Annotated in this window: 21 protein-coding genes; 15 read left to right on the forward strand and 6 right to left on the reverse strand. The window is 67.7% G+C overall.

The genetic code is table 11. The features are described from left to right. The first annotated feature begins 326 nt into the window (after window positions 1-326). Together LGM71_RS00430 and LGM71_RS00435 are read left to right on the forward strand one after the other, a co-directional pair. On the forward strand, window positions 327-758 hold the full coding sequence (locus LGM71_RS00430; RefSeq protein ID WP_006760307.1) for a ribonuclease: 432 nt from the start codon (window positions 327-329) through the stop codon (window positions 756-758). Window positions 759-774: 16 nt separating this feature from the next. After that, window positions 775-1,338 carry a barstar family protein gene (locus tag LGM71_RS00435; protein WP_059608342.1) on the forward strand — a complete coding sequence of 188 codons (564 nt, stop codon included), beginning with the start codon at window positions 775-777 and terminating at the stop codon, window positions 1,336-1,338. A gap of 340 nt (window positions 1,339-1,678) precedes the next feature. Here LGM71_RS00435 and LGM71_RS00440 read toward each other — a convergent pair whose 3' ends face one another. The 3 genes from LGM71_RS00440 to speE all read right to left on the reverse strand — a co-directional run bounded on the left by LGM71_RS00440 (window position 1,679) and on the right by speE (window position 3,943). Further along, window positions 1,679-2,446 (reverse strand): 16S rRNA (uracil(1498)-N(3))-methyltransferase, encoded by a 768-nt coding sequence (locus LGM71_RS00440; RefSeq protein ID WP_124903778.1) that lies wholly within the window; start codon window positions 2,444-2,446, stop codon window positions 1,679-1,681. Window positions 2,447-2,463: 17 nt separating this feature from the next. Then, complete coding sequence (locus LGM71_RS00445) at window positions 2,464-2,880, reverse strand: VOC family protein (RefSeq protein WP_124903776.1); 417 nt, start codon at window positions 2,878-2,880, stop codon at window positions 2,464-2,466. 205 nt (window positions 2,881-3,085) lie between these two features. After that, a complete protein-coding gene (speE, locus tag LGM71_RS00450; RefSeq protein WP_226113487.1) occupies window positions 3,086-3,943 on the reverse strand; it encodes a polyamine aminopropyltransferase in 858 nt (285 codons plus the stop codon). A gap of 216 nt (window positions 3,944-4,159) precedes the next feature. Here speE and tkt point away from each other — a divergent pair, with 216 nt between their 5' ends. Together tkt and gap are read left to right on the forward strand one after the other, a co-directional pair. Further along, window positions 4,160-6,232, forward strand: a complete 2,073-nt coding sequence (gene tkt, locus LGM71_RS00455) for a transketolase (RefSeq protein ID WP_174910555.1) — start codon at window positions 4,160-4,162, stop codon at window positions 6,230-6,232. Window positions 6,233-6,318: 86 nt separating this feature from the next. Beyond that, window positions 6,319-7,329, forward strand: a complete 1,011-nt coding sequence (gene gap / locus LGM71_RS00460; RefSeq protein ID WP_006485712.1) for a type I glyceraldehyde-3-phosphate dehydrogenase — start codon at window positions 6,319-6,321, stop codon at window positions 7,327-7,329. 77 nt (window positions 7,330-7,406) lie between these two features. Here gap and LGM71_RS00465 read toward each other — a convergent pair whose 3' ends face one another. Continuing rightward, a complete protein-coding gene (locus LGM71_RS00465) occupies window positions 7,407-8,297 on the reverse strand; it encodes a LysR substrate-binding domain-containing protein (protein ID WP_226113488.1) in 891 nt (296 codons plus the stop codon). A gap of 149 nt (window positions 8,298-8,446) precedes the next feature. Here LGM71_RS00465 and LGM71_RS00470 point away from each other — a divergent pair, with 149 nt between their 5' ends. Together LGM71_RS00470 and LGM71_RS00475 are read left to right on the forward strand one after the other, a co-directional pair. Next, the gene (locus LGM71_RS00470) at window positions 8,447-9,220 is read left to right on the forward strand and encodes an SDR family NAD(P)-dependent oxidoreductase (RefSeq protein WP_059608222.1); all 774 of its coding nucleotides are present in this window, start codon (window positions 8,447-8,449) and stop codon (window positions 9,218-9,220) included. A gap of 9 nt (window positions 9,221-9,229) precedes the next feature. Then, on the forward strand, window positions 9,230-10,288 hold the full coding sequence (locus tag LGM71_RS00475; protein WP_226113489.1) for an L-idonate 5-dehydrogenase: 1,059 nt from the start codon (window positions 9,230-9,232) through the stop codon (window positions 10,286-10,288). 250 nt (window positions 10,289-10,538) lie between these two features. Here the strand turns inward: LGM71_RS00475 and LGM71_RS00480 are convergent, their stop codons facing one another. Next, a complete protein-coding gene (locus tag LGM71_RS00480) occupies window positions 10,539-11,261 on the reverse strand; it encodes a FadR/GntR family transcriptional regulator (RefSeq protein WP_226113497.1) in 723 nt (240 codons plus the stop codon). Between the two features lie 188 nt (window positions 11,262-11,449). Here LGM71_RS00480 and LGM71_RS00485 point away from each other — a divergent pair, with 188 nt between their 5' ends. The 3 genes from LGM71_RS00485 to LGM71_RS00495 all read left to right on the forward strand — a co-directional run bounded on the left by LGM71_RS00485 (window position 11,450) and on the right by LGM71_RS00495 (window position 14,416). Further along, entirely contained in the window at window positions 11,450-12,769 is a 1,320-nt protein-coding gene (locus tag LGM71_RS00485) for a C4-dicarboxylate transporter DctA (RefSeq protein ID WP_124624817.1), read from the forward strand. 101 nt (window positions 12,770-12,870) lie between these two features. Further along, window positions 12,871-13,878: an allantoicase gene (alc, locus tag LGM71_RS00490; RefSeq protein ID WP_226113499.1), complete on the forward strand. Its 1,008-nt coding sequence runs from the start codon at window positions 12,871-12,873 to the stop codon at window positions 13,876-13,878. A 13-nt stretch (window positions 13,879-13,891) separates the two neighbouring features. After that, window positions 13,892-14,416: an ureidoglycolate lyase gene (locus tag LGM71_RS00495; protein WP_059535280.1), complete on the forward strand. Its 525-nt coding sequence runs from the start codon at window positions 13,892-13,894 to the stop codon at window positions 14,414-14,416. Window positions 14,417-14,612: 196 nt separating this feature from the next. On the opposite strand, the gene fur is transcribed toward LGM71_RS00495, so the two are convergent. Further along, window positions 14,613-15,041: a ferric iron uptake transcriptional regulator gene (gene fur, locus LGM71_RS00500; protein ID WP_011350926.1), complete on the reverse strand. Its 429-nt coding sequence runs from the start codon at window positions 15,039-15,041 to the stop codon at window positions 14,613-14,615. A 142-nt stretch (window positions 15,042-15,183) separates the two neighbouring features. Here fur and LGM71_RS00505 point away from each other — a divergent pair, with 142 nt between their 5' ends. From LGM71_RS00505 to lptE, 6 genes are all read left to right on the forward strand, one after another. Continuing rightward, the gene (locus LGM71_RS00505) at window positions 15,184-15,981 is read left to right on the forward strand and encodes an outer membrane protein assembly factor BamE (protein ID WP_174910539.1); all 798 of its coding nucleotides are present in this window, start codon (window positions 15,184-15,186) and stop codon (window positions 15,979-15,981) included. A 65-nt stretch (window positions 15,982-16,046) separates the two neighbouring features. Further along, window positions 16,047-16,844 (forward strand): 4-hydroxy-tetrahydrodipicolinate reductase, encoded by a 798-nt coding sequence (gene dapB, locus LGM71_RS00510; RefSeq protein ID WP_059608229.1) that lies wholly within the window; start codon window positions 16,047-16,049, stop codon window positions 16,842-16,844. A gap of 19 nt (window positions 16,845-16,863) precedes the next feature. Next, a complete protein-coding gene (locus LGM71_RS00515; protein ID WP_059682572.1) occupies window positions 16,864-17,532 on the forward strand; it encodes a MotA/TolQ/ExbB proton channel family protein in 669 nt (222 codons plus the stop codon). Window positions 17,533-17,556: 24 nt separating this feature from the next. Next, the gene (locus LGM71_RS00520; RefSeq protein ID WP_124903760.1) at window positions 17,557-18,012 is read left to right on the forward strand and encodes an ExbD/TolR family protein; all 456 of its coding nucleotides are present in this window, start codon (window positions 17,557-17,559) and stop codon (window positions 18,010-18,012) included. Window positions 18,013-18,292: 280 nt separating this feature from the next. After that, window positions 18,293-20,887 carry a leucine--tRNA ligase gene (gene leuS, locus LGM71_RS00525; protein ID WP_124624823.1) on the forward strand — a complete coding sequence of 865 codons (2,595 nt, stop codon included), beginning with the start codon at window positions 18,293-18,295 and terminating at the stop codon, window positions 20,885-20,887. Between the two features lie 38 nt (window positions 20,888-20,925). Beyond that, window positions 20,926-21,477, forward strand: a complete 552-nt coding sequence (lptE, locus tag LGM71_RS00530; RefSeq protein WP_059608233.1) for an LPS assembly lipoprotein LptE — start codon at window positions 20,926-20,928, stop codon at window positions 21,475-21,477. The last annotated feature ends 1 nt before the right edge of the window (window position 21,478 follow it).

The raw sequence follows: 21,478 nt of genomic DNA on the forward strand, positions 1-21,478 counted from the left end.
TTGTAAACAAAAGCAAAAAGAGGCGTGCCCGCAAAGGGCACGCCGTCGGGCAGGGCGCAAACGCGCTTCCCGCAAGCAGCAGCAGCATCTCTCCACTCCGGGTAGCGAGCGTGGCAAGGAGGCAGGGTCTTGCCATACGAGAGATGCCGCCGGTATTTTATCTCATGTAAGATATATGTAGTCTTGTTTCGGTAAAAAATGCACGATTCCGGGCGGCGCCAGCCTTTCGATTCCCAAACGAACATTGATTCGCGCGGACAATAGCGCTACGCTAACGCCTTTGGTTGGTCGTCAACTACTTGATTTAACAGCGGGAACCCTGGTTCATGGCACGCAAGTGGCTCCGCAACGGCGCGCTCGCGTCCGTCTTCGCGATGTTCGCGATGGGTATCGTCGGTACGCCGACGGGCAGTCTGGTTTCCGCCGCTTACGCACGGCAGGCCGTTTCGGCCGACCTGGCCGTCGGCGGGGTCGATACGATCCCGACCGCCCGTCTGCCGCGCGAGGCCGTGACCACGCTTGGCCTGATCGGCGCCGGTGGCCCCTATCCGTACGAGAAAGACGGCGTCGTCTTCGGCAACCGCGAGCGGATCCTGCCGAAGGCGAAGCGCGGCTACTACCACGAGTACACGGTGCCGACGCCGCGCGCACGCAATCGCGGCGCGCGCCGGATCGTCTGCGGCGGGCCATTGCGCCGGATCGACAACTGTTATTACACGGACGACCACTACAACAGTTTTAAACGTATTGTTGAATGACTTCGGGATGAACGGCATGAGCGACTCCATCTACGCGCACGATACGGCGGCGGCGGAACTGTTCGCGGCCGGCGACGGCAATCTGTTTCAGCGCGTGATGCAACTCCACGCGGCGGCACAGGCCGGCGGCGGCCCGGAGCAACAGGAAGCCGAGCCCGGGCTTTCATCGAACGAGGAGCCTATGAGCCTTTTCACGACCGTGCGACCCAATCTCGTGCAGTCGATCCGCGCGTTCCGCGTGCAGGATCTTGCCGACGAAGCCAGCCGGCTCGGCCAGCATTTCCTGTATGCATATTGCGGCGCCGCGCAGTCGAAGCAGGAAGTGATGGAGACGATCGCGACGTCGTTCCTGTTTCCGAAGCATTTCGGGAAGAACTACGATGCGCTGTACGACTGCCTGACCGACCTCGTCGCGAAGGCCGGCGCGCAGCCCGGTTTCGTGATCGTCCTGGAAGGGCTGCCGATCGCGCAGAAATTCGACAAGGAAGGGCGCGAGACGCTGCTCGACGTGTTCCGCGAAGCCGCCGAATTCTGGGCCGAGCGCAAGGTCGCGTTCCGCGTGTTCTATTCGTTCGCGTAAAGCGCGAATCTGTCGGCCGCCCGAACGCGGCCGATCCGGCAAAAGGCCCGCCTCGCGCGGGCTTTTTTGCGTCCGCGCGACGCAGGCAGGACGGAGGTGCCGGATGCGTCGCCGGTGACGCGCTCGATGACGGGCACGATCGATCTTGACGGCCTCGATGTCGACTGGGCAACCGGCCGCGTGCAACACGTGCTGACGCCGGTGCTCGACGCATTGTCCAACCTGATGCCGCACCGCTCGTCGAGCGGCAAGTCGCAGCAAGCCGCAAGATCGAAACGCGCCGCATTCAAGTGGCGACCCCGCGTGCCGGGGCGCCGCGGGTCGCGGCACGTCGGGTTCGTCACCAGCCGCCCCAGCGCGCGGCCAGCGCCGCGAGCACAGCCGCGCCGGCCGTCTCGGTGCGCAGCACGCGCGGGCCGAGCGACAATGCGGTGAACCCGTGTGCGCGTGCCGCATTTTCCTCGTCCGGCGACAGCCCGCCCTCGGGGCCTATCAGCAGCGTGACTGCCGCCGCGGGCGGCGCGTCGGGCAGCGACGCGAACGGGATGCTCGCGCGCGGCGACAGCAGCAGCCGCAGTTCGCCGTCGGACGGCGCGGCCGGCAGCGTGTCGAGCCAGGCGCCGAAGCCGCGTACCGGCGCGACGTCGGGCACGCGGTTGCGCCCGCATTGTTCGCACGACGCGCGCACGACGCCGCGCCAGTGCGCAACGCGCTTGTCCGCGCGCTCCCCCGACAGTTTCACGACGCCGCGCGCGGTCGACAGCGGCACGACCGCCGCGACGCCGAGCTCGACGGCCTTCTCGATCACCCAGTCCATCTTGTCGCCGCCGGCGATGCCTTGCGCGAGCGTCACGCGATAGGGCGGCTCGGCCTCGGACGGGTCGAACGCTTCGATCTGCGCGAGCGCGCTGCGCTTGTCGATCTCGACGAGCCGCGCGCGGTACTGGCCGCCGCTGCCGTCGAACAGCGCCAGCGCGTCGCCGGGCTGCAGCCGCAGCACTTGCGCGTGACGCGCGACGTCGGCCGGCAACGCGAGCGTCGCGTCGGTGCGCAGCGCCGCCTCGACGAAAAAGCGCGGCACGGCCGCGGTGGTGGTGGCTTCACTCATGCGTATCGCGGCTCCGTTCATGCGCTCAGGCGGCGCGCGAGCGCCCAGCGATAGCCGTCGAGATCCTCGATCTGCGCGAAGCGGTCGCCCCAGAATTGGTCTTGTGGTGCGGTCAGCGATTTCGCGCCCGCATCGAGCGCGCGCTGCCAGGTTGCGTCGACGTCGTCGACATACAGGTAAAACGACTGCGGGGCGGTTGCGCCCGCACTCTTCGGCGTGAGCGCGGTGGAGCCGAACGCGCCTTCGGGCGCGAACATCACGATCAGTTGCCCGCGGTAGGTCATCTCCACGTGCATGATCGCGCCGTCCTCGTCGAGGACGTCGCGCAACTCGAAGCCGAATGCGGCCTGGAAGAACTCGATGGCCGCATGCGCATTGCGCACGGCCAGGTAAGGCGTCAACCAAGGCACGTCGGCCGGACGTGGATCGGTCATGAAATCTCCTGTCGAACGGTGTTGGCGCTTGAGCGGTTACTCCGGTCCCATGTTTTGCAGTCCAACGGGTATTGGCGCGCGGGCGCCCGGTACGGTGCCGAGGATACGCCGGCTGCCCGCGTGCATCGTTCCGGGCCCGTTCGTCGCGGGTCGAGCGGGGGAGAAAGCGCGGCCAGCCCGCAGAACGATGCGTCCGCCCGGAAGCTCAGCGGCGAGCGCCCAGTGTATCGCGCAGCGCGCGCGGCAGGGCAAAGAGGGCTGCATGGAGTCGCGCATCGTAGTAGCGCAGTCCCTGCACGCGGCGCGCGGCGAGACGCTCGTCGATGTCGTGCGCGAACAGCGCGGCCGCATCGAGCGTGTCGCTCGCGATCGCCATCAGCCATTGGGATCCGTATAGCGGCACGTGCGCGGACAACGGATCGACGACCGCGAAGCTCGCGCGCAGGTCGGCGAGCAGCGCGGCGATGCGCGCCGTGTGAAACACCGGCGAGCCGAGATGCATCGAGATCGCGCCGCACGGCGTGAGGATCCGCTTGAGTCGCGCGTAGAACTCGCGCGTATAGAGGCCCGCCGCCGGCGAATCGGGTGGCGTGAGGTCGAACACGACGAGGTCGAAATGCTCGACGGTCGACGTGACGAAACGCGCGGCGTCGCCGATCACGACCTCGACGCGCGGGTCGTCGAGCGCGCCCTGATGCACGTCGTCGAGATAGCGGCGCGCCATGCCGACCACCTCGTCGTCGAGTTCCGCGACGACGATCCGCTCGATGCACGCGTGCTTGAGCAGCTGACGCGCCGCGCCGCCATCGCCGCCGCCGAGCACGAGCGCCTTGCGCGGGCACGGATGCGCGAGCGCGGCCGGATGCGTCATGCACTCGTGGTACACGTATTCGTCGCCGACCGACGTCATCGGCCGTCCGTCCAGCGTGAAGAGGCGGCCGAGCTGCGGGGTGTCCCAGACTTCGATGCGCTGGTGCGGCGACGCGACGTGCGCGAGCCGGCGTGCGTTCGGGAAGCCGTACGCGGCGTCGGGCGTGGGATGGAAGAGAAGGGTCGTGTTCACGGGCGGGCCGCTCGGGGCGGGCAGTTCCGACGCCTGAATTATAGGAGGCGTGCGGTTCCGCGGAAAAGCGTGCCGGAACAGCGCGCGCCGACAAGGGAAATGTCAGCCCATCTGTTAAAATGACGAGCTTTGCAGCCCCGTCCGTAGGCTCCGTCCGCTTCGCGTCCGTCAGGCGCCGCACCGCGCGCCGGGAACGATTGACGCTCGAGCTTCCGGATGCCGCCGTGCCCCCGTTTCCTCGACTCGTTCTCCGGACTCGACATGACGACTTCGTCTCCCGCCTCTACCACCCTGATGGCCAACGCGATCCGTGCGCTCGCGATGGACGCCGTCCAGCAAGCGAACTCCGGCCACCCCGGCATGCCGATGGGCATGGCCGAAATCGGCGTTGCGCTCTGGTCGCGCCACCTGAAGCACAACCCGACGAACCCGCACTGGGCAGACCGCGACCGCTTCGTGCTGTCGAACGGCCATGGCTCGATGCTGCTTTACGCGCTGCTGCACCTGACCGGCTACGACCTGCCGATGGAAGAACTGAAGAACTTCCGCCAGCTGCATTCGAAGACGCCGGGCCATCCGGAATACGGCATCACCCCGGGCGTCGAGACGACCACCGGCCCGCTCGGCCAGGGTCTCGCGAACGCGGTCGGCATGGCGCTCGGCGAAGCGCTGATGGCCGACGAGTTCAACCGTGACGGCGCGAAGATCGTCGATCACCACACGTACGTATTCCTCGGCGACGGCTGCCTGATGGAAGGCATCTCGCACGAAGCCTGCTCGCTCGCGGGCACGCTGAAGCTGAACAAGCTGATCGCGCTGTACGACGACAACGGCATCTCGATCGACGGCGACGTCGTCAACTGGTTCCACGACGACACCCCGAAGCGTTTCGAGGCCTACGGCTGGAACGTGATCCCGAACGTGAACGGCCATGACGTCGACGCGGTCGACGCGGCGATCGCGAAGGCGAAGCTGTCGGACAAGCCGACGCTGATCTGCTGCAAGACGGTGATCGGCAAGGGCGCGGCGACCAAGGCCGGCGGCCACGACGTGCATGGCGCTGCGCTCGGCGCGGAAGAAATCGCGAAGACGCGCGAAGCGCTCGGCTGGAAGTGGGAGCCGTTCGTGATTCCGCAGGAAGTCTATGCGGCATGGGACGCGAAGGAAGCCGGCAAGCGTGCCGAGTCCGACTGGGACGCGACGTTCGCGCAATATCGCGCGAAATTCCCGGCAGAAGCCGCCGAATTCGAGCGCCGGATGGCCAACAAGCTGCCGGCCGACTGGGCCGAGAAGGCCGCGGCGATCATCGCCGGCGCGAACGAGCGCGCCGAGACGGTCGCGACCCGCAAGGCATCGCAGCAGGCGATCGAAGGGCTGGCTGCCGCACTGCCGGAACTGCTCGGCGGCTCGGCCGACCTGACCGGCTCGAACCTGACCAACTGGAAGGCGTCGAAGGCGGTCCGCGCGAATCCGGAAGGCGCGGGCGTCGTGCTGGGCAACCACATCAACTACGGCGTGCGCGAATTCGGCATGAGCGCCGCGATCAACGGCCTCGCGCTGCACGGCGGCCACAAGCCGTTCGGCGGCACGTTCCTGACGTTCTCCGACTACAGCCGCAACGCGCTGCGCGTCGCCGCGCTGATGAAGGTCCCGTCGATCTTCGTGTTCACGCACGATTCGATCGGCCTCGGCGAAGACGGCCCGACGCACCAGTCGATCGAGCACGTGTCGAGCCTGCGCCTGATCCCGAACCACGACGTATGGCGTCCGGCCGACACGGTCGAGACGGCCGTCGCATGGACCCACGCGGTTGCCGCAGACCGTCCGTCGAGCCTGATCTTCAGCCGCCAGAACCTCGCGTTCAACCCGCGCACGGATTCGCAGATCGCGAACATCGAGAAGGGCGGCTACGTGCTGAAGGACTGGGACGAAGAGATCGTCGCGCGCAAGATCATCCTGATCGCGACGGGCTCGGAAGTCGAACTCGCGATGAAGGCCGTCGAGCCGCTCGCGCAGCAGGGCATCGCAGCCCGCGTCGTGTCGATGCCGTCGACCAACGTGTTTGACCGCCAGGACGCCGAATACCGCGAACGCGTGCTGCCGCACGGCGTGCGCCGCGTCGCGATCGAAGCGGGCGTGACCGCGTTCTGGCACAAGTACGTCGGCCTCGAAGGCGGCGTCGTCGGGATCGACACGTTCGGCGAATCGGCCCCGGCCGGCGTGCTGTTCAAGTACTTCGGCTTCACTGTCGAGCACGTCGTCGAGACCGCGAAGGCCGTGCTGGCCTAAAACCATTCGCGACGCGCGCTACCCCCGCGCGCGTCGCACCGTGAAGCTGCACGAAACGAATTTTTTCAGCCATCAGGAGATAGACCATGACGATTCGCGTCGCAATCAACGGCTACGGCCGTATCGGCCGCAACACGCTGCGCGCGTTTTATGAAAACGGCAAGAAGCACGATCTCGAGATCGTCGCGATCAACGACCTGGGCGATGCGAAGACCAACGCGCACCTGACCCAGTACGACACCGCGCACGGCAAGTTCCCGGGCGAAGTGTCGGTCGACGGCGACTACCTCGTCGTGAACGGCGACAAGATCCGCGTGCTGGCGAACCGCAACCCGGCCGAACTGCCGTGGGGCGAGCTGGGCGTCGACGTCGTGATGGAATGCACGGGCTTCTTCACGACGAAGGAAAAGGCGAGCGCGCACCTGAAGGGCGGCGCGAAGAAGGTGATCATCTCGGCGCCGGGCGGCAAGGACGTCGACGCGACGATCGTCTACGGCGTGAACCACGACGTGCTGAAGGCCGAGCACACCGTCATCTCGAACGCATCGTGCACGACGAACTGCCTCGCGCCGCTCGTCAAGCCGCTGAACGACAAGATCGGCCTCGAAACCGGCCTGATGACGACGATCCACGCGTACACGAACGACCAGGTGCTGACGGACGTGTACCACGAAGACCTGCGCCGCGCGCGTTCGGCCACCCACAGCCAGATCCCGACGAAGACGGGCGCTGCGTCCGCCGTCGGCCTCGTGCTGCCGGAACTGAACGGCAAGCTCGACGGCTACGCGATCCGCGTCCCGACGATCAACGTGTCGATCGTCGACCTGTCGTTCATCGCGAAGCGTGACACGACGGTCGAGGAAGTCAACGCGATCATGAAGGAAGCATCGGAAGGCGCGCTGAAGGGTATCCTCGGCTACAACGATGCGCCGCTGGTGTCGATCGACTTCAACCACAACCCGGCTTCGTCGACGTTCGACGCGACGCTGACCAAGGTGTCGGGCCGCCTCGTCAAGGTGTCGAGCTGGTACGACAACGAGTGGGGTTTCTCGAACCGCATGCTGGATACGGCAGTCGCGTTCGCGAACGCGAAGTAATCCCGCACGTCGCGCGGCCGCCGCAAGGCGGCCGGCGTGACGAACGAGCCCGGCCCTGTTTTTCCGGCCGGGCTTTTTTATTGCCCGGCGTTCGCCGTCACGTGTTCGAGCGCGTCGACGAACGCGCGCTTCAGCGGGCTGTCGAGGTCGGTCCACGCGAGCCCGATGCCGGTCCGGTGCCCGGCCAGGTCGAGCGGCCGCGCGAGCACGTTCGGCGGCAACGCGCTCGCGGCTTCCGCCGGCATCAGCCCGATTCCCATCCCGGCCGCGACGAGCGCGAGCATCGTCGTGAATTCCCCGAACTCCTGCGCGATCTCGAGCGTCGTGCCCGCGCGGTTCAGCGCGAGCAGCATGTCGTCGTGAAAGCCAGGCGCGTAGCGGCGCGCGAGCACGAACGCGGGCTGTCCGCGCAACGCGGCCGGCGTGATCGTCTCGTGCGCGGCAAGCGGATGGTCGAGCGGCAGCGCGACGACGGAGCCTTCCTCGAGCACCACGCGCGTGTCGATTCCCGCATACGCGGCCGGCAGCCGGATCATTCCGAAATCGATGCGCCGGTCGCGCAGCGCGGCGATCTGGTCGGGCGTCGGCAGATCCTTCAATTCGAGCGCGATCAGCGGATAGCGCTCGCGCATCGTGCGCAGCACGGCCGGCAGCAGCGCCGGCAGCACGGACGACACGAACGCGATGCGCAGCGTGCCGATCTCGCCGCGGCTCGACAGCCGCGCCATCTGCTCCGCACGCGCGGCTTGCTGCAGCGTCGCCCGCGCCTCGGGCAGGAACACGCGTCCGGTATCGCTGAGTTCGACCTTGTGGCGGTCGCGCTCGAACAGGCGTGCGCCCAGATCTTCCTCGAGCGCCTTGATCTGCATGCTCAGCGCGGACTGCACGATGAACAGGCGCTGCGCGGCGCGCCCGAAATGCAGCTCTTCAGCGAGCGTGACGAAGGCGCGCAATTGCTTGAGTTCCATGGTGGGCGGGCGGCAGCGGACGGTGATCGGATTTCATGATAACCGGATCAAAAAAGACCATTGGCGCGGCCCCGGCCGAGCGCCGAAGATACGCTCATCGCGAGACCGGCCGCGACCGGCGGTCGGCTCGATGGCACGAGGAGACATGCATGAGCAACGCGCTTGACCGGTTCCGGCTGGACGGCCGCCGCGCACTGATCACGGGTTCCGGACGCGGGATCGGGCTGACACTCGCCCGCGGGCTCGCGGAAGCCGGCGCGGCGATCGTGATCAACGACCGTAATGAGGAGAAGGCCGCGACGCTCGCGCACCATTTCCGCGAGGAAGGTTTCGCGGCCGATTACGCGGTGTTCGACGTCGCCGAGCATGCGCAGGTGCGTGCGGCGATCGACGATTTCGAGGCGCGCGTCGGCGCGATCGACATCCTCGTGAACAACGCGGGCATCCAGCGCCGCGCGCCGCTCGATGCATTCGAGCCGGACGACTGGCACGCGCTGATGCGCGTGAATCTCGACGGCGTGTTCAACGTCGCGCAGGCGGTGGCGCGCCACATGATCGCGCGCGGCCGCGGCAAGATCATCAACATCTGCTCGGTGCAGAGCGAGCTTGCGCGGCCGACGATCGCGCCGTATGCGGCGACGAAGGGCGCGGTGCGGATGCTGACGAAAGGGATGTGCGCCGACTGGGCGCGTCACGGCATCCAGGCGAACGGCCTCGCGCCAGGCTATTTCGAGACGGAGCTGAACCGCGCGCTGGTCGACGACGCGGCGTTCTCCGAATGGCTCTGCAAGCGCACGCCGGCCGGCCGCTGGGGACGCGTCGACGAGCTGTGCGGCGCCGCGATCTTCCTCGCATCGGCCGCATCCGATTTCGTGAACGGCCAGACGCTGTTCGTCGACGGCGGCCTGACCAGCGCCGTATAGGAGAACGTCATGCGTATGCGTTGCATGTGTCTCGTGATTCACGGTCCGAACGACCTGCGGCTCGAAGAGCAGGACGCGGGCGAGATCGGCCCGGGCCAGGTGCGCGTCGATGTCGCAATGGGCGGCATCTGCGGCTCCGACCTCCATTACTTCCGGCACGGCGGCTTCGGCGCGATCCGGCTGCAGCAGCCGATGGTGCTCGGCCATGAAGTGGCCGGCACGGTGGCGGCCGTTGCGCCGGACGTGACGTCGGTGACGGTCGGCGATCGCGTCGCGGTGAATCCGAGCCGCCCGTGCGGCGCGTGCCGCTACTGCCTGGAAGGGCTTCCGAACCAGTGTCTCGACATGCGCTTCTATGGCAGCGCGATGCGCATGCCGCACGTGCAGGGCGCATTTCGCAACGCGCTCGTGTGCGATGCCGCGCAGTGCGTGAAGGTGTCGGACCATGTGCCGCTGTCGCTCGCGGCGCTCGCCGAGCCGTTCGCGGTCGGGCTTCATGCGGTGTCGCGCGCGGGCCCGCTGATCGGCCGCCGCGTGCTCGTGTCCGGGTGCGGGCCCATCGGCGTGCTGGCGGTCGCGGCGGCGCGCGTGCACGGCGCGGCGGAGATCGTCGCGACCGACGTGGTCGATGCGCCGCTCCGGGTTGCCCGCGCGCTCGGCGCGGATCACGCGATCAACGCGTCGACGGACACCGGCTGGGTCGCGCGCTACGGTGCCGACAAGGGGACGTTCGACGTGATGATCGAGTGTTCGGGCAACGGGCGCGCATTGCGCGACGGCCTCGACGTGATGCGGCCGCGCGGCGTCGTCGTGCAACTCGGGCTCGGCGGCGATGTCAGCCTGCCGCAGAACGTCGTGGTCGCGAAGGAACTGTCGATATGCGGTTCATTCCGCTTCCATGCGGAATTCGCGCTCGCGGTGCAGCTGATCAATGCGCAGCGCGTCGACTTGCGCCCGGCCGTGACGGGCGTGTTCCCGATGCGCGACGCGAACCGCGCGTTCGAGCTGGCCGGTGACCGGCAGCGTGCGATGAAGGTGCTGATCGATTTCACGCACGAGGGGGCATGATCGCCTGCTGATGGCGCGACGGCGCGCATGCAGAAAAGGCACGCCCGCGATTTGCGGAGCGCGCCTGTTTCATTGGCCGGCGCGAAAGCGGGCGACTGCGTGACTTGCCGCGCGGTGCAGCTCACCGAATTCGGCGAGGTCCATGCGCGTCACGCGCGCGCTCGCGTATCGCGATCCTTCGGCGGGGATGACCGGGCACGACCGGAGAATGAGCTGCCGCGGCGGCCGGGACCGCCGGCCGACGGCCGCGTCAGGTGCCCGGCGTCGGGAAGAAGATGCCCGCGCGTTGCGCGGCGTTCTCGATGTGCGTCTCGATCGCCGTACCGGCCGCGGCCGCATCGCGGGCGATCAGCGCGTCGACGATCGCGCGGTGCTCGTGCCACGTCGACAGTAGCAGCTCGCGCCGGTAGAACGGCATGCGCTGGCTTTCCTTCATGATGTCCGCGCTGCTGCGCAGCACCGACTCGATCGCCGCGTTGCCCGCGAGATGGATGATCCGCATGTGGAAGTCGAAGTCGAGCCGCGACGCTTCGTCGAGTGCGCTGTCGGTCAGCGCGACGTACAGATCGGCGAGGTTGTCCTCGAACCATGCGATGTCGTCGTCGGTGACGACGTGCGCGGCCATCCGCGCGGCGAATCCTTCGAGCGCATAGCGCATCTGGTACGTGTCGGGCGGCGACGACTGCTCGGCGAATTGCCACGGATGGGCGGCCGTCGCCTGGGCGCTTTCGACATACACGCCCTTGCCGGCGCGGATGCGCAGCATCCCGAGCGCCTCGAGCGTGGAGAGCGCCTCGCGCAGCGACGCGCGGCTGATCTCCAGCTCCTCGGAGAGCTGGCGCTGGGCCGGCAGCAGGCTGCCGACCGGATACACGCCTGCCTCGATCCGGTCGCGGATCGTCGCGATGGCGGCGTCGGTCACGGTGTGCGGAACGTTTTTCATGATGTGAACGATGGCCGGTCTGACCGGCATTGTAATCCGCCTGCGCGCGGTGCATGACCGGCCTACGGGAAAGTCACGATCCGCCCCTGCATGGGCGGGAAATCCCTATTTTGTTCGCCCTTGACGCGACTATATCGGCTTCCTACTATCCACCATAACATCACTGGTCTTACCAGTATGAACAGACGAAACTGCAACCGTTGGATCGGGAGAGCGCCGTGTCGAAATTCCTCAATTCGCTGTTTGGCCGGGTAGTCGTCGCATTAATCCTGGGGGTCGCGCTCGGCGCGTTCTTCCCGCATTTCGCCGAGTCGCTGCGACCGCTCGGCGACGGCTTCCTGAAGCTCATCAAGATGGTCATCGGCCCGATCGTGTTCTGCGTCGTGGTCAGCGGGATGGCCAATGCGGGCGACCTGAAGAAGGTCGGCCGGGTCGGCCTGAAGGCGGTCGTCTACTTCGAGGTGATGACGACGATCGCGCTCGGCATCGGGCTCGTCCTCGCGTGGCTGACGCGCCCGGGCGTCGGGATGAACATCGACCTGCACTCGCTCGACGCGGCCTCGCTCTCGTCGTACGCGAAGAACGCCGAAAGCCTGAAGGACACGGCCGGCTACCTGATGAAGATCATCCCCGAGACCGCGATCGACGCGTTCGCGAAGGGCGACATCCTGCAGATCCTCGTGTTCGCGGTGCTGTTCGGCTCGGCGCTGTCGCTGCTCGGCGACAAGGCGCAGCGCGTGAACAGCCTGATCGAGGAGCTGTCGCACGTGTTCTTCCGCATCATCGGCTTCATCATCAAGCTCGCTCCGCTCGGCGTGCTGGGCGCGATCGCGTTCACGACCGGCAAGTACGGCGTCGCGTCGCTCAAGCAGCTCGGCTACCTCGTCGCGGTGTTCTACCTGAGCTGCATCGTGTTCGTCACGGTCGTGCTCGGCATCGTGATGCGCATCGCGGGCTTCTCGGTGTTCAAGCTGATCCGCTACCTGCGCGAGGAACTGTCGATCGTGCTCGGCACGGCGTCGTCGGACGCGGTGCTGCCGCAGGTGATGAGCAAGCTCGAATACATGGGCATCAAGGATTCGACGGTCGGCCTGGTGATCCCGACCGGCTATTCGTTCAACCTCGACGGCTTCTCGATCTACCTGACGCTCGCCGTGCTGTTCATCGCGCAGGCCACCAATACGCCGCTGTCCACGCATGACCTGATCGTCGTGCTGCTGGTGTCGCTCGTCACGTCGAAGGGCGCGCACGGGATTCCGGGTTCGGCGATCGTGATCCTCGCGGCGACGCTGTCGGCGATTCCTGCGATTCCGGTGCTCGGCCTCGTGCTGATCCTGCCGGTCGACTGGTTCGTCGGCATCGCCCGCGCGCTGACCAACCTGATCGGCAACTGCGTCGCGACGGTGGTCGTCGCCGTGTGGGAGAACGACATCGACCGGGCCCGCGCGACGCGCGTGCTGAACCGCGAACTGCGCTACGTGGCCGACGAACAGGCGAGCGCCGCACCGGTCGCCGGCGACCAGGCCCACGCGCTCTGAGCGCCCTCGCGCGAAGCGGCTTCCCCGGCCGCTTCGCGCGAACGAATTCCCTGCGGCCGACGCGACGATGCGCCGGCCCTCATCAAGATAATGGAGACGACATGGCAGCCCCCATCCTCGATCCGAACGCGCCGGCCTTCACGCGGCGCTACATGAACCTCGCCGACCCGCGCCTGGGCGCGCAGGCGCTTTTCGCCAGCGACGAATTCTTCGCGCCGAAGGAGCGCATGCTGAATCCCGAGCCGGCCGTCTTCATTCCCGGCAAGTACGACGACCACGGCAAGTGGATGGACGGCTGGGAAACGCGCCGCAAGCGCACCACCGGCCACGACTTCTGCGTGGTCCGGCTCGCGCGGCCGGGCGTGATTCACGGCGTCGATCTCGATACGAGCCACTTCACCGGCAACTTCCCGCCGGCCGCGTCGATCGAGGCATGCGCGGTGGACGGGGACACGCCGCCGGACGACGCCGAATGGCGCACGATCGTCCCAGCGACGACGCTGCAGGGCAATTCGCACCACTACGTGAGCGTTGACGATGCGCAGCCGGTCACGCATCTGCGTGTGAACCTGTATCCGGACGGCGGGCTCGCGCGGCTGCGCGTGTACGGCCAGCCGCAGCGCGACTGGCGCCACGTGCCGGCCGGCGAGCTCGTCGATCTCGCGGCGATCGAGAACGGCGGCTACCTGGTGGCCGCGAACAACCAGCACTTCGGTCCGGCCTCGCAGATGCTGATGCCGGGGCGCGGCGCGAACATGGGCGACGGCTGGGAAACGCGGCGCCGCCGCGAGCCCGGCAACGACTGGGCGATCGTCGCGCTGGCGCGGCCGGGCATCATCCGGCGCGTCGAGGTCGATACGGCGTTCTTCAAGGGCAACTTCCCCGACCGCTGTTCGCTGCAGGCCGCGCGGGTCGTGGGTGGCACCGACGATTCGCTCGTCACGCAGTCGATGTTCTGGGCCGAGCTGCTCGGCGAGCAGAAGCTGCAGATGGACCACGTGCATACGTTCGACCAGCTCGCGGCACTCGGCCCCGTCACGCACGTGCGTTTCAACATCTTCCCGGACGGCGGCGTGTCGCGCCTGCGTCTGTGGGGCGAGCCGGCTTGAAGGAGGCATCGGCATGAGCGGACCACACATCCTGCGCGTCGAGCGCTTGACCCGCGAGGCGTTCGCGCCGTTCGGCGACGTGATCGCGCTCGAAGGCGCGCGGCACTTCCCGATCAACGGCGGCACGACCGAGCGCTTCCACGATCTCGCGACGATCGACGTCTGCGCGGATGGCGGCCGGCCGCTCGTCAGCGTGTTTCGCGCGCAGCCGCGCGCGCTGCCGGTCGCGATCACGCTGATGGAGCGCCATCCTCACGGCAGCCAGGCGTTCATTCCGCTCGCGGCCGTGTCGCGCTACGCGATCGTCGTCGCGCCGGCCGGCGAGTTCCGGCCCGACGCGATGCGCGCGTTTCTCGCCGAAGGCTGGCAGGGCGTGAACTACGCGAAGGGCGTCTGGCACCATCCGCTGCTTGCGCTCGACGCGGTCAGCGACTTCGTGATCGTCGACCGCGGCGGCCCGCAGCCGAACTGCGACGAGATTCCGCTCGACGACGCGTGGGCGCTCGAGTTCGCGCCGGCGTGCGCGAGCGCGGCCTGACGCGCGGCGAAGGTGGCATCGGGCGTCGAGCATCGCGCACCGTGCGGCGGCGGCATGGCTCGCCGCTCACAATTGGAAACTTTCCCGAACCGGCCCGCACGCAACGTGCGGGCCTTTTCCATTCCGATCCCGAAAACAACACGGCCCGGGCGGCGAGATGCCGGCCGGGCCGTGGCGCAGGCGTGATGCGTGCGGATCAGTGCTTGCGGTGCGGGCAGTTCTCGGTCGTGCAGGAGCCGTACATCGCGAGCGAGTGTTCCTGGAGCCGGAAGCCGCGCTCCTTCGCGATCGCCTGCTGGCGACCTTCGATCTCGGCGTCGAAGAATTCCTCGACGCGGCCGCAATCGAGGCAGACGAGGTGATCGTGGTGCGAGCCTTCGTTCAGTTCGAACACGGCCTTGCCGGATTCGAAGTTGCTGCGCGTGAGCAGGCCGGCCTGCTCGAACTGCGTCAGCACGCGATAAACGGTGGCGAGCCCGATGTCGAGCTGCTCGTTGAGCAGATTCCGGTAGACGTCTTCGGCCGTCAGGTGACGCACCGGGCTTTGCTGGAAGATCTCGAGAATCTTGAGGCGCGGTAGGGTGGCCTTTAGCCCGATATTCTTGAGATCCGTCGGATTGGTCATGGCTAGGCATCCCTAGAGTACAATGCAGGGCTTCAATGTTACCGGCTTTTCGCCGTTCCAGAAACACGCGCGGCCCGCGACGCGGGCCTGCACGGTGACGGAAATGTTCCCGGAATCTCTTTCGCACCTTCAGAGGAGTCGCATGCGGAGTGCCATCATCGCTGCCGCCGCCGTTGCCGCGCTGGCTGGTTGTTCGTCGTACGACAGCGTGACGCAGCGCATCGCGCAGAGCATCACGCCCTATCGGATCACTGTCGTGCAGGGCAACTTCGTGTCGCAGGAGAAGGCCGCGCAGCTGCAGGCCGGAATGACGCGCGAGCAGGTCCGCGCGCTGCTCGGCACGCCGCTGCTGTCGGACATGTTTCATGCCGACCGCTGGGATTACCTCTTTTACTTCAAGCGCGGCTCGACGTCGATCGTCCAGCAGCGCGACCTCGTGCTGACGTTCTCGGGCGATCGCCTCGCGAGCTGGACGGGTGCCGAGAACCTGCCTTCCGAACTCGACCTGCTGGCCGATATCGACGGCGATCGCGGCGGCAAGAAGGCGAAGGCCGCGGCCGCGGCGAAGAAGGCGTCCGAAGCCGCTGCTGCCGCGAGCGCCGCGCAGGCGGCCGCGACCGCATCCGCCGAGCCGGTTTCCGGCGTGGCGGTCGACCAGGATGCCAACGCCCAGGCGGCGCGCGCGGCGAACCGCGCGACCAACCAGGTGTCGGGGCAGGGCACGACCGCCCGCCGCTTCACGCCGTCCGCGCAGGCTTCGGGCGGCGCGCCGGTGCCGGGCGGCCAGCCGCCGGGCGCCGCGCCGGCGATCCAGCCGCAATTCCAGTTCCATCGCCCGCCGCAGCCGAACGTGTCGAACGAGGCGTCGCCGCCGGTCGGCCCGCGGGGTTCGGACAACCTGCAGAACCAGCCGCTCACCGCGCCGGCCCAGTCGCAGTAAGCGGCCGGCGAGCGGAAACAGGGCGGCATGCGCCGCCCGCTTTTAGACCTGTCGTGTAGAAAGCCATGAAGATTGCGATTGCCGGTGCATCGGGCCGTATGGGCCGTATGCTGATCGAAGCCGTTCTCAACGATTCCGACGCGCAGCTCGTCGGCGCGCTCGACCGCGCCGATTCGCCGTTCCTCGGTCAGGACGCGGGCGCGTTCCTCGGCAAGGAAACCGGGATCAAGCTGACCGACGACCTCGACGCCGTATTCGCGCAGGCCGACTACCTGATCGACTTCACGCGGCCGGAAGGCACGATCGCGCACGTCGCGGCCGCGCTGCGCCACGACGTGAAGCTCGTGATCGGCACGACCGGCTTCACCGCCGAGCAGAAGGCCGAGCTGCAGGCCGCGGCAGGCAAGATCGGCATCGTGTTCGCGGCGAACATGAGCGTCGGCGTGAACGTCACGCTGAAGCTGCTCGAATTCGCGGCAAAGCATTTCTCGCACGGCTACGACATCGAGATCATCGAGGCGCACCACCGTCACAAGGTCGACGCGCCGTCGGGCACCGCGCTGATGATGGGCGAGGCCGTTGCCGGCGCGCTCGGGCGCTCGCTCGACGAATGCGCGGTGTACGGCCGCCAGGGCGTGACGGGCGAACGCGATCCGTCGACGATCGGCTTTGCGGCCGTGCGCGGCGGCGACATCGTCGGCGATCACACCGTGCTGTTCGCCGGGATCGGCGAACGGATCGAGATCACGCACAAGTCGTCGAGCCGCGTATCGTACGCGCAGGGCGCGCTGCGTGCGGTCCGTTTCCTGTCGGCGCGCGGCGCCGGCCTGTTCGACATGCAGGACGTGCTCGGCCTGCGCTGACCCTCACGGGGAAACTCCGATGGCGATTCCCACCGGCGTTGTCCACTACCTCGAAAGCGGCGATGCGATCACGCACGCCGTCGCCTACGTGCTGCTGGCGATGTCCGTCGCCAGCTGGTGCTTCCTCCTCATGAAAGCCTGGCTGCTGGTCCGCGCGAAGCGCCAGGGGCCGCGGGCGCTCGCCTCTTTCTGGCGCGCGGCGTCGCTCGACGCGGGCATCGCCGCGCTCGCCGGTGCCGATCGCGAGCGCGTGTTCGTACCGCTCGCCGAAGCGGCGCGCGATGCGGCCGACGAACATGATCCGGCCGCGCTCGCCGCGCGTGTCGAGCGCAGCGAACGCGTGCTGCGCGCGCTGCGTCACGCGATGCTGCGCTCGCAGCGCCGTCTCGAGTTCGGTCAGGTGCTGCTCGCGTCGATCGGCAGCACCGCGCCGTTCGTCGGCCTGCTCGGCACCGTATGGGGCATCTATCACGCGCTCGGCAGCATCGCCGCGAGCGGGCAGGCGCAGATCGAGAACGTCGCGGGGCCGGTCGGCGAGGCGCTGATCATGACCGCGTTCGGGCTGGTCGTCGCGATCCCCGCAGTGCTCGCCTACAACATCCTCGGGCGGCTCGTGCGCCAGCTCGCCGAGGAACTCGACGGCTTCGCGCGCGACCTGCACGTGTTCGTGTGCGCGCAGGAAGCCTGACGCGCGCATTCCGGAGGAGCGACCATGGCATTCGGCGGACTGGAGCACCACAAGACGTCCGCGCCGATGGCGGAGATCAACATGACGCCGCTGATCGACGTGATGCTCGTGCTGCTCGTCATCTTCATCATCACCGCGCCGCTGATGACGCACGCGATCCGGCTCGACCTGCCGAAGGTCGCGGCCAGCGTCGCGCGCGACACGCCGCAATCGGTCACGCTGTCGATCGACGACGCCGGCAAACTCTACTGGGACGACGCGCCCGTCGCACTCGACGCGCTGCCGGCGCGCTTCCGGGCCGCCGCCGCGGGCGCCGCGCCGCCCGAGTTGCGGCTGCGCGCATCGCGCGCGACCCGCTACGAGGTGATCGCGCAGGTGATGGGCGCCGCGCAGGCCGCGGGCCTCACGCGGATCGGCTTCGTCACCGACGTGCCGCCGACGGGTGCCGCCGCACCGGCGGCCACGGGCGCGGCACGCTGACGCGCAGCCCGCCCGCGCGCCGGGGGCGGGCAAGAATGCATGGCCGGCCCGCGAGACCGGCCGTCCCGCCCGCCACGGACGGTATAATCGTCGTTTCCGCCCGGTTGGCAGGGTTTCGCCGGGTAACCTGGAGACCCTCCGGGTTACCCGGCGAATATCCGGAACCATGAGGCAGGCCCGAGAACCGTGAGCCTGCTCCCGCCGCCGGGCTGCCCGATTTCGTCCACTTCCGCGTGCCCGCCTCGTGGCGCGCCGCTTAAAGCCTAGTCCGAACCACACCATGCACGAGAGATACGTACCCGCCGACGTCGAAGCCGCCGCCCAGGGCGACTGGCGCGCAGCCGATGCCTACAAGACGAAGGAAGACTCGCAGAAGCCGAAGTTCTACTGCGTGTCGATGCTGCCGTACCCGTCCGGCAAGCTGCACATGGGTCACGTGCGCAACTACACGATCAACGACGTGATGTACCGCTATCTGCGGATGAACGGCTACAACACGCTGATGCCGATGGGCTGGGATGCGTTCGGGATGCCGGCCGAGAACGCCGCGATGGCGAACGGCGTGCCGCCCGCGAAGTGGACCTACGACAACATCGACTACATGAAGGGCCAGATGCAGTCGATGGGCCTCGCGATCGACTGGTCGCGCGAGATCGCGACGTGCAAGCCCGACTACTACAAGTGGAACCAGTGGCTGTTCCTGAAGATGCTCGAGAAGGGCATCGCGTACAAGAAGACGGGCACCGTGAACTGGGACCCGGTCGACCAGACCGTGCTCGCGAACGAGCAGGTGATCGACGGCCGCGGCTGGCGCTCGGGCGCGCTCGTCGAAAAGCGCGAGATTCCGATGTACTACCTGCGGATCACGCAGTACGCGGATGAGCTGCTGAACGATCTCGACGGCCTCGGCTGGCCCGAGCGCGTGAAGATCATGCAGCAGAACTGGATCGGCAAGAGCTTCGGCGTGAACTTCGGCTTCCCGTACGAACTCGACGGCGAGAAGAAGCTGCTGCGCGTGTTCACGACGCGTGCCGACACGATCATGGGCGTCACGTTCTGCGCGGTCGCGGCCGAGCATCCGCTCGCCACGCGCCTTGCGCAGGGCAAGCCGGAACTGCAGGCGTTCATCGACGAATGCAAGCGCGGCGGCGTCGCCGAGGCTGACGTCGCGACGATGGAGAAGAAAGGCGTCGCGACGGGCTTCTCGGTCACGCATCCGCTGACGGGCGAACCCGTCGAGGTGTGGATCGGCAACTACGTGCTGATGAGCTACGGCGAAGGCGCGGTGATGGGCGTGCCGGCACACGACGAGCGCGACTTCGCGTTCGCGAAGAAATACGACCTGCCGATCAAGCAGGTGATCGCGGCCGAAGGCCAGACGTACTCGCTCGACGCTTGGCAGGAGTGGTACGGCGACAAGGAAGTCGCGGTCTGCGTCAACAGCGGCAAGTACGACGGCCTGGCATATGGCGCGGCGGTCGATGCGATCGCGGCCGACCTGAAGGCCGGCGGCTTCGGCGACAAGCAGGTCACGTGGCGCCTGCGCGACTGGGGCGTGTCGCGCCAGCGCTACTGGGGCACGCCGATCCCGATCATCCATTGCCCGTCGTGCGGCGACGTGCCGGTGCCGGAGCAGGACCTGCCGGTCGTACTGCCGGAAGACCTCGTGCCGGACGGCTCGGGCAACCCGCTCGCGAAGTCGGAGGCGTTCCTGAACTGCACGTGCCCGAAGTGCGGCGCGGCCGCGAAGCGCGAAACCGACACGATGGACACGTTCGTCGATTCGTCGTGGTACTTCTCGCGCTACACGGCGCCGGACGCCGAGACGATGGTCGACGCGCGCACCGATTACTGGATGCCGATGGATCAGTACATCGGCGGCATCGAGCATGCGATCCTGCACCTGCTGTATTCGCGCTTCTGGACCAAGGTGATGCGCGACCTCGGCCTCGTGAAGTTCGGCGAGCCGGCGAAGAACCTGCTGACGCAGGGCATGGTGCTGAACGAGACGTTCTACCGCGAAGACGCGGCGGGCAAGAAGACCTGGTACAACCCGGCCGACGTGACGGTCACGCACGACGACAAGGGCCGCCCGGTCGGCGCGACGCTGAACACCGACGGCCAGCCGGTCGTGCTCGGCGGCATCGAGAAGATGTCGAAGTCGAAGAACAACGGCGTCGATCCGCAGGTGCTGATCGACCAGTACGGCGCGGATACCGCGCGCCTGTTCACGATGTTCGCCGCACCGCCCGAGCAGCAGCTCGAGTGGTCGGGCGCGGGCGTCGAGGGCGCGAGCCGCTTCCTGCGCCGCGTGTGGAGCTTCGGCGCGACGAATCGTGAAGCGCTCGCCGCGCGTGCGGGCTTCGACGCGGCCGCGCTCGGCGACGCCGACAAGGCACTGCGCCGCGAGATCTACAGCGTGCTGAAGCAGGCTGATTTCGACTACCAGCGTCTGCAATACAACACGGTCGTGTCGGCCGCGATGAAGATGCTGAACGCGATCGACGGCGCGAAGGGCGCGACGCCCGGCGTGCTGCGCGAAACGTACGGCGTGCTGCTGCGCGTGCTGTATCCGGTCGTGCCGCACGTCACGTTCGAGCTGTGGAAGGCGCTCGGCTACGCGGACGAATTCGGCCCGCTGCTCGATGCACCGTGGCCGAAGGTCGACGAGGCCGCGCTCGAGCAGGCCGAGATCGAACTCGTGCTGCAGGTGAACGGCAAGGTGCGCGGCGCGTTGAAGGTCGCGAAGGACGCGAGCCGCGAGGCGATCGAAGCAGCGGCGGTGGCCGACGACGCGTTCGCGAAGTTCAGCGACGGCAAGCCGGCGAAGAAGATCGTCGTCGTGCCGGGCCGCCTCGTGAACATCGTCGTCTGACGGCCGCCGGCCGTCTGACGTACCCAGAAGGAGCGAAGGTGATCCGCAGATCGTTTTTGATGCTCGTCGGCAGCGCGGTCGCGCTGTCGGCATGCGGCTTCCAGCTGCGCGGCCAGCAGGACTATGCGTTCAAGCACCTGCTGGTGGCCGGCGCGCCCGCGCCCGTCGAGGCGCGGCTGACGCGTCTCGTCGAGGCCGGCAGCGACACGAAGATCGTCAAGTCGGCGGACGACGCCGACGCCGTGCTGCGCATGTGGGAGTCGCGCGGGCAGAACACGCTGACGCTCAACAAGTATGGGTCGGCGCAGGAATACGCGCTGTTCTATACGCTGAACTACACGCTGACGAGCAAGGACGGCACCGTGCTGATCCCGCCGAGCGCGATCGCGCTGAACCGCGCGATGACGTACAGCGACCAGTACACGAACGCGAAGGCGCAGGAAGCCGACATCCTGTACGCGGACATGCAGAACGACGCGGTCGACCAGCTGATGCGGCGTCTCGCGATCGTCCACTCGCTGACGCCGGCGCCGGAGGACGTGGTGCCGGGCGTCGCGCCGGGCGCGCCCCTGCCGCCACCGCCGCTCTGAT

Origin of the sequence: Burkholderia sp. AU33545, from assembly GCF_020419685.1 — a bacterium.
Lineage (GTDB): Bacteria > Pseudomonadota > Gammaproteobacteria > Burkholderiales > Burkholderiaceae > Burkholderia > Burkholderia diffusa.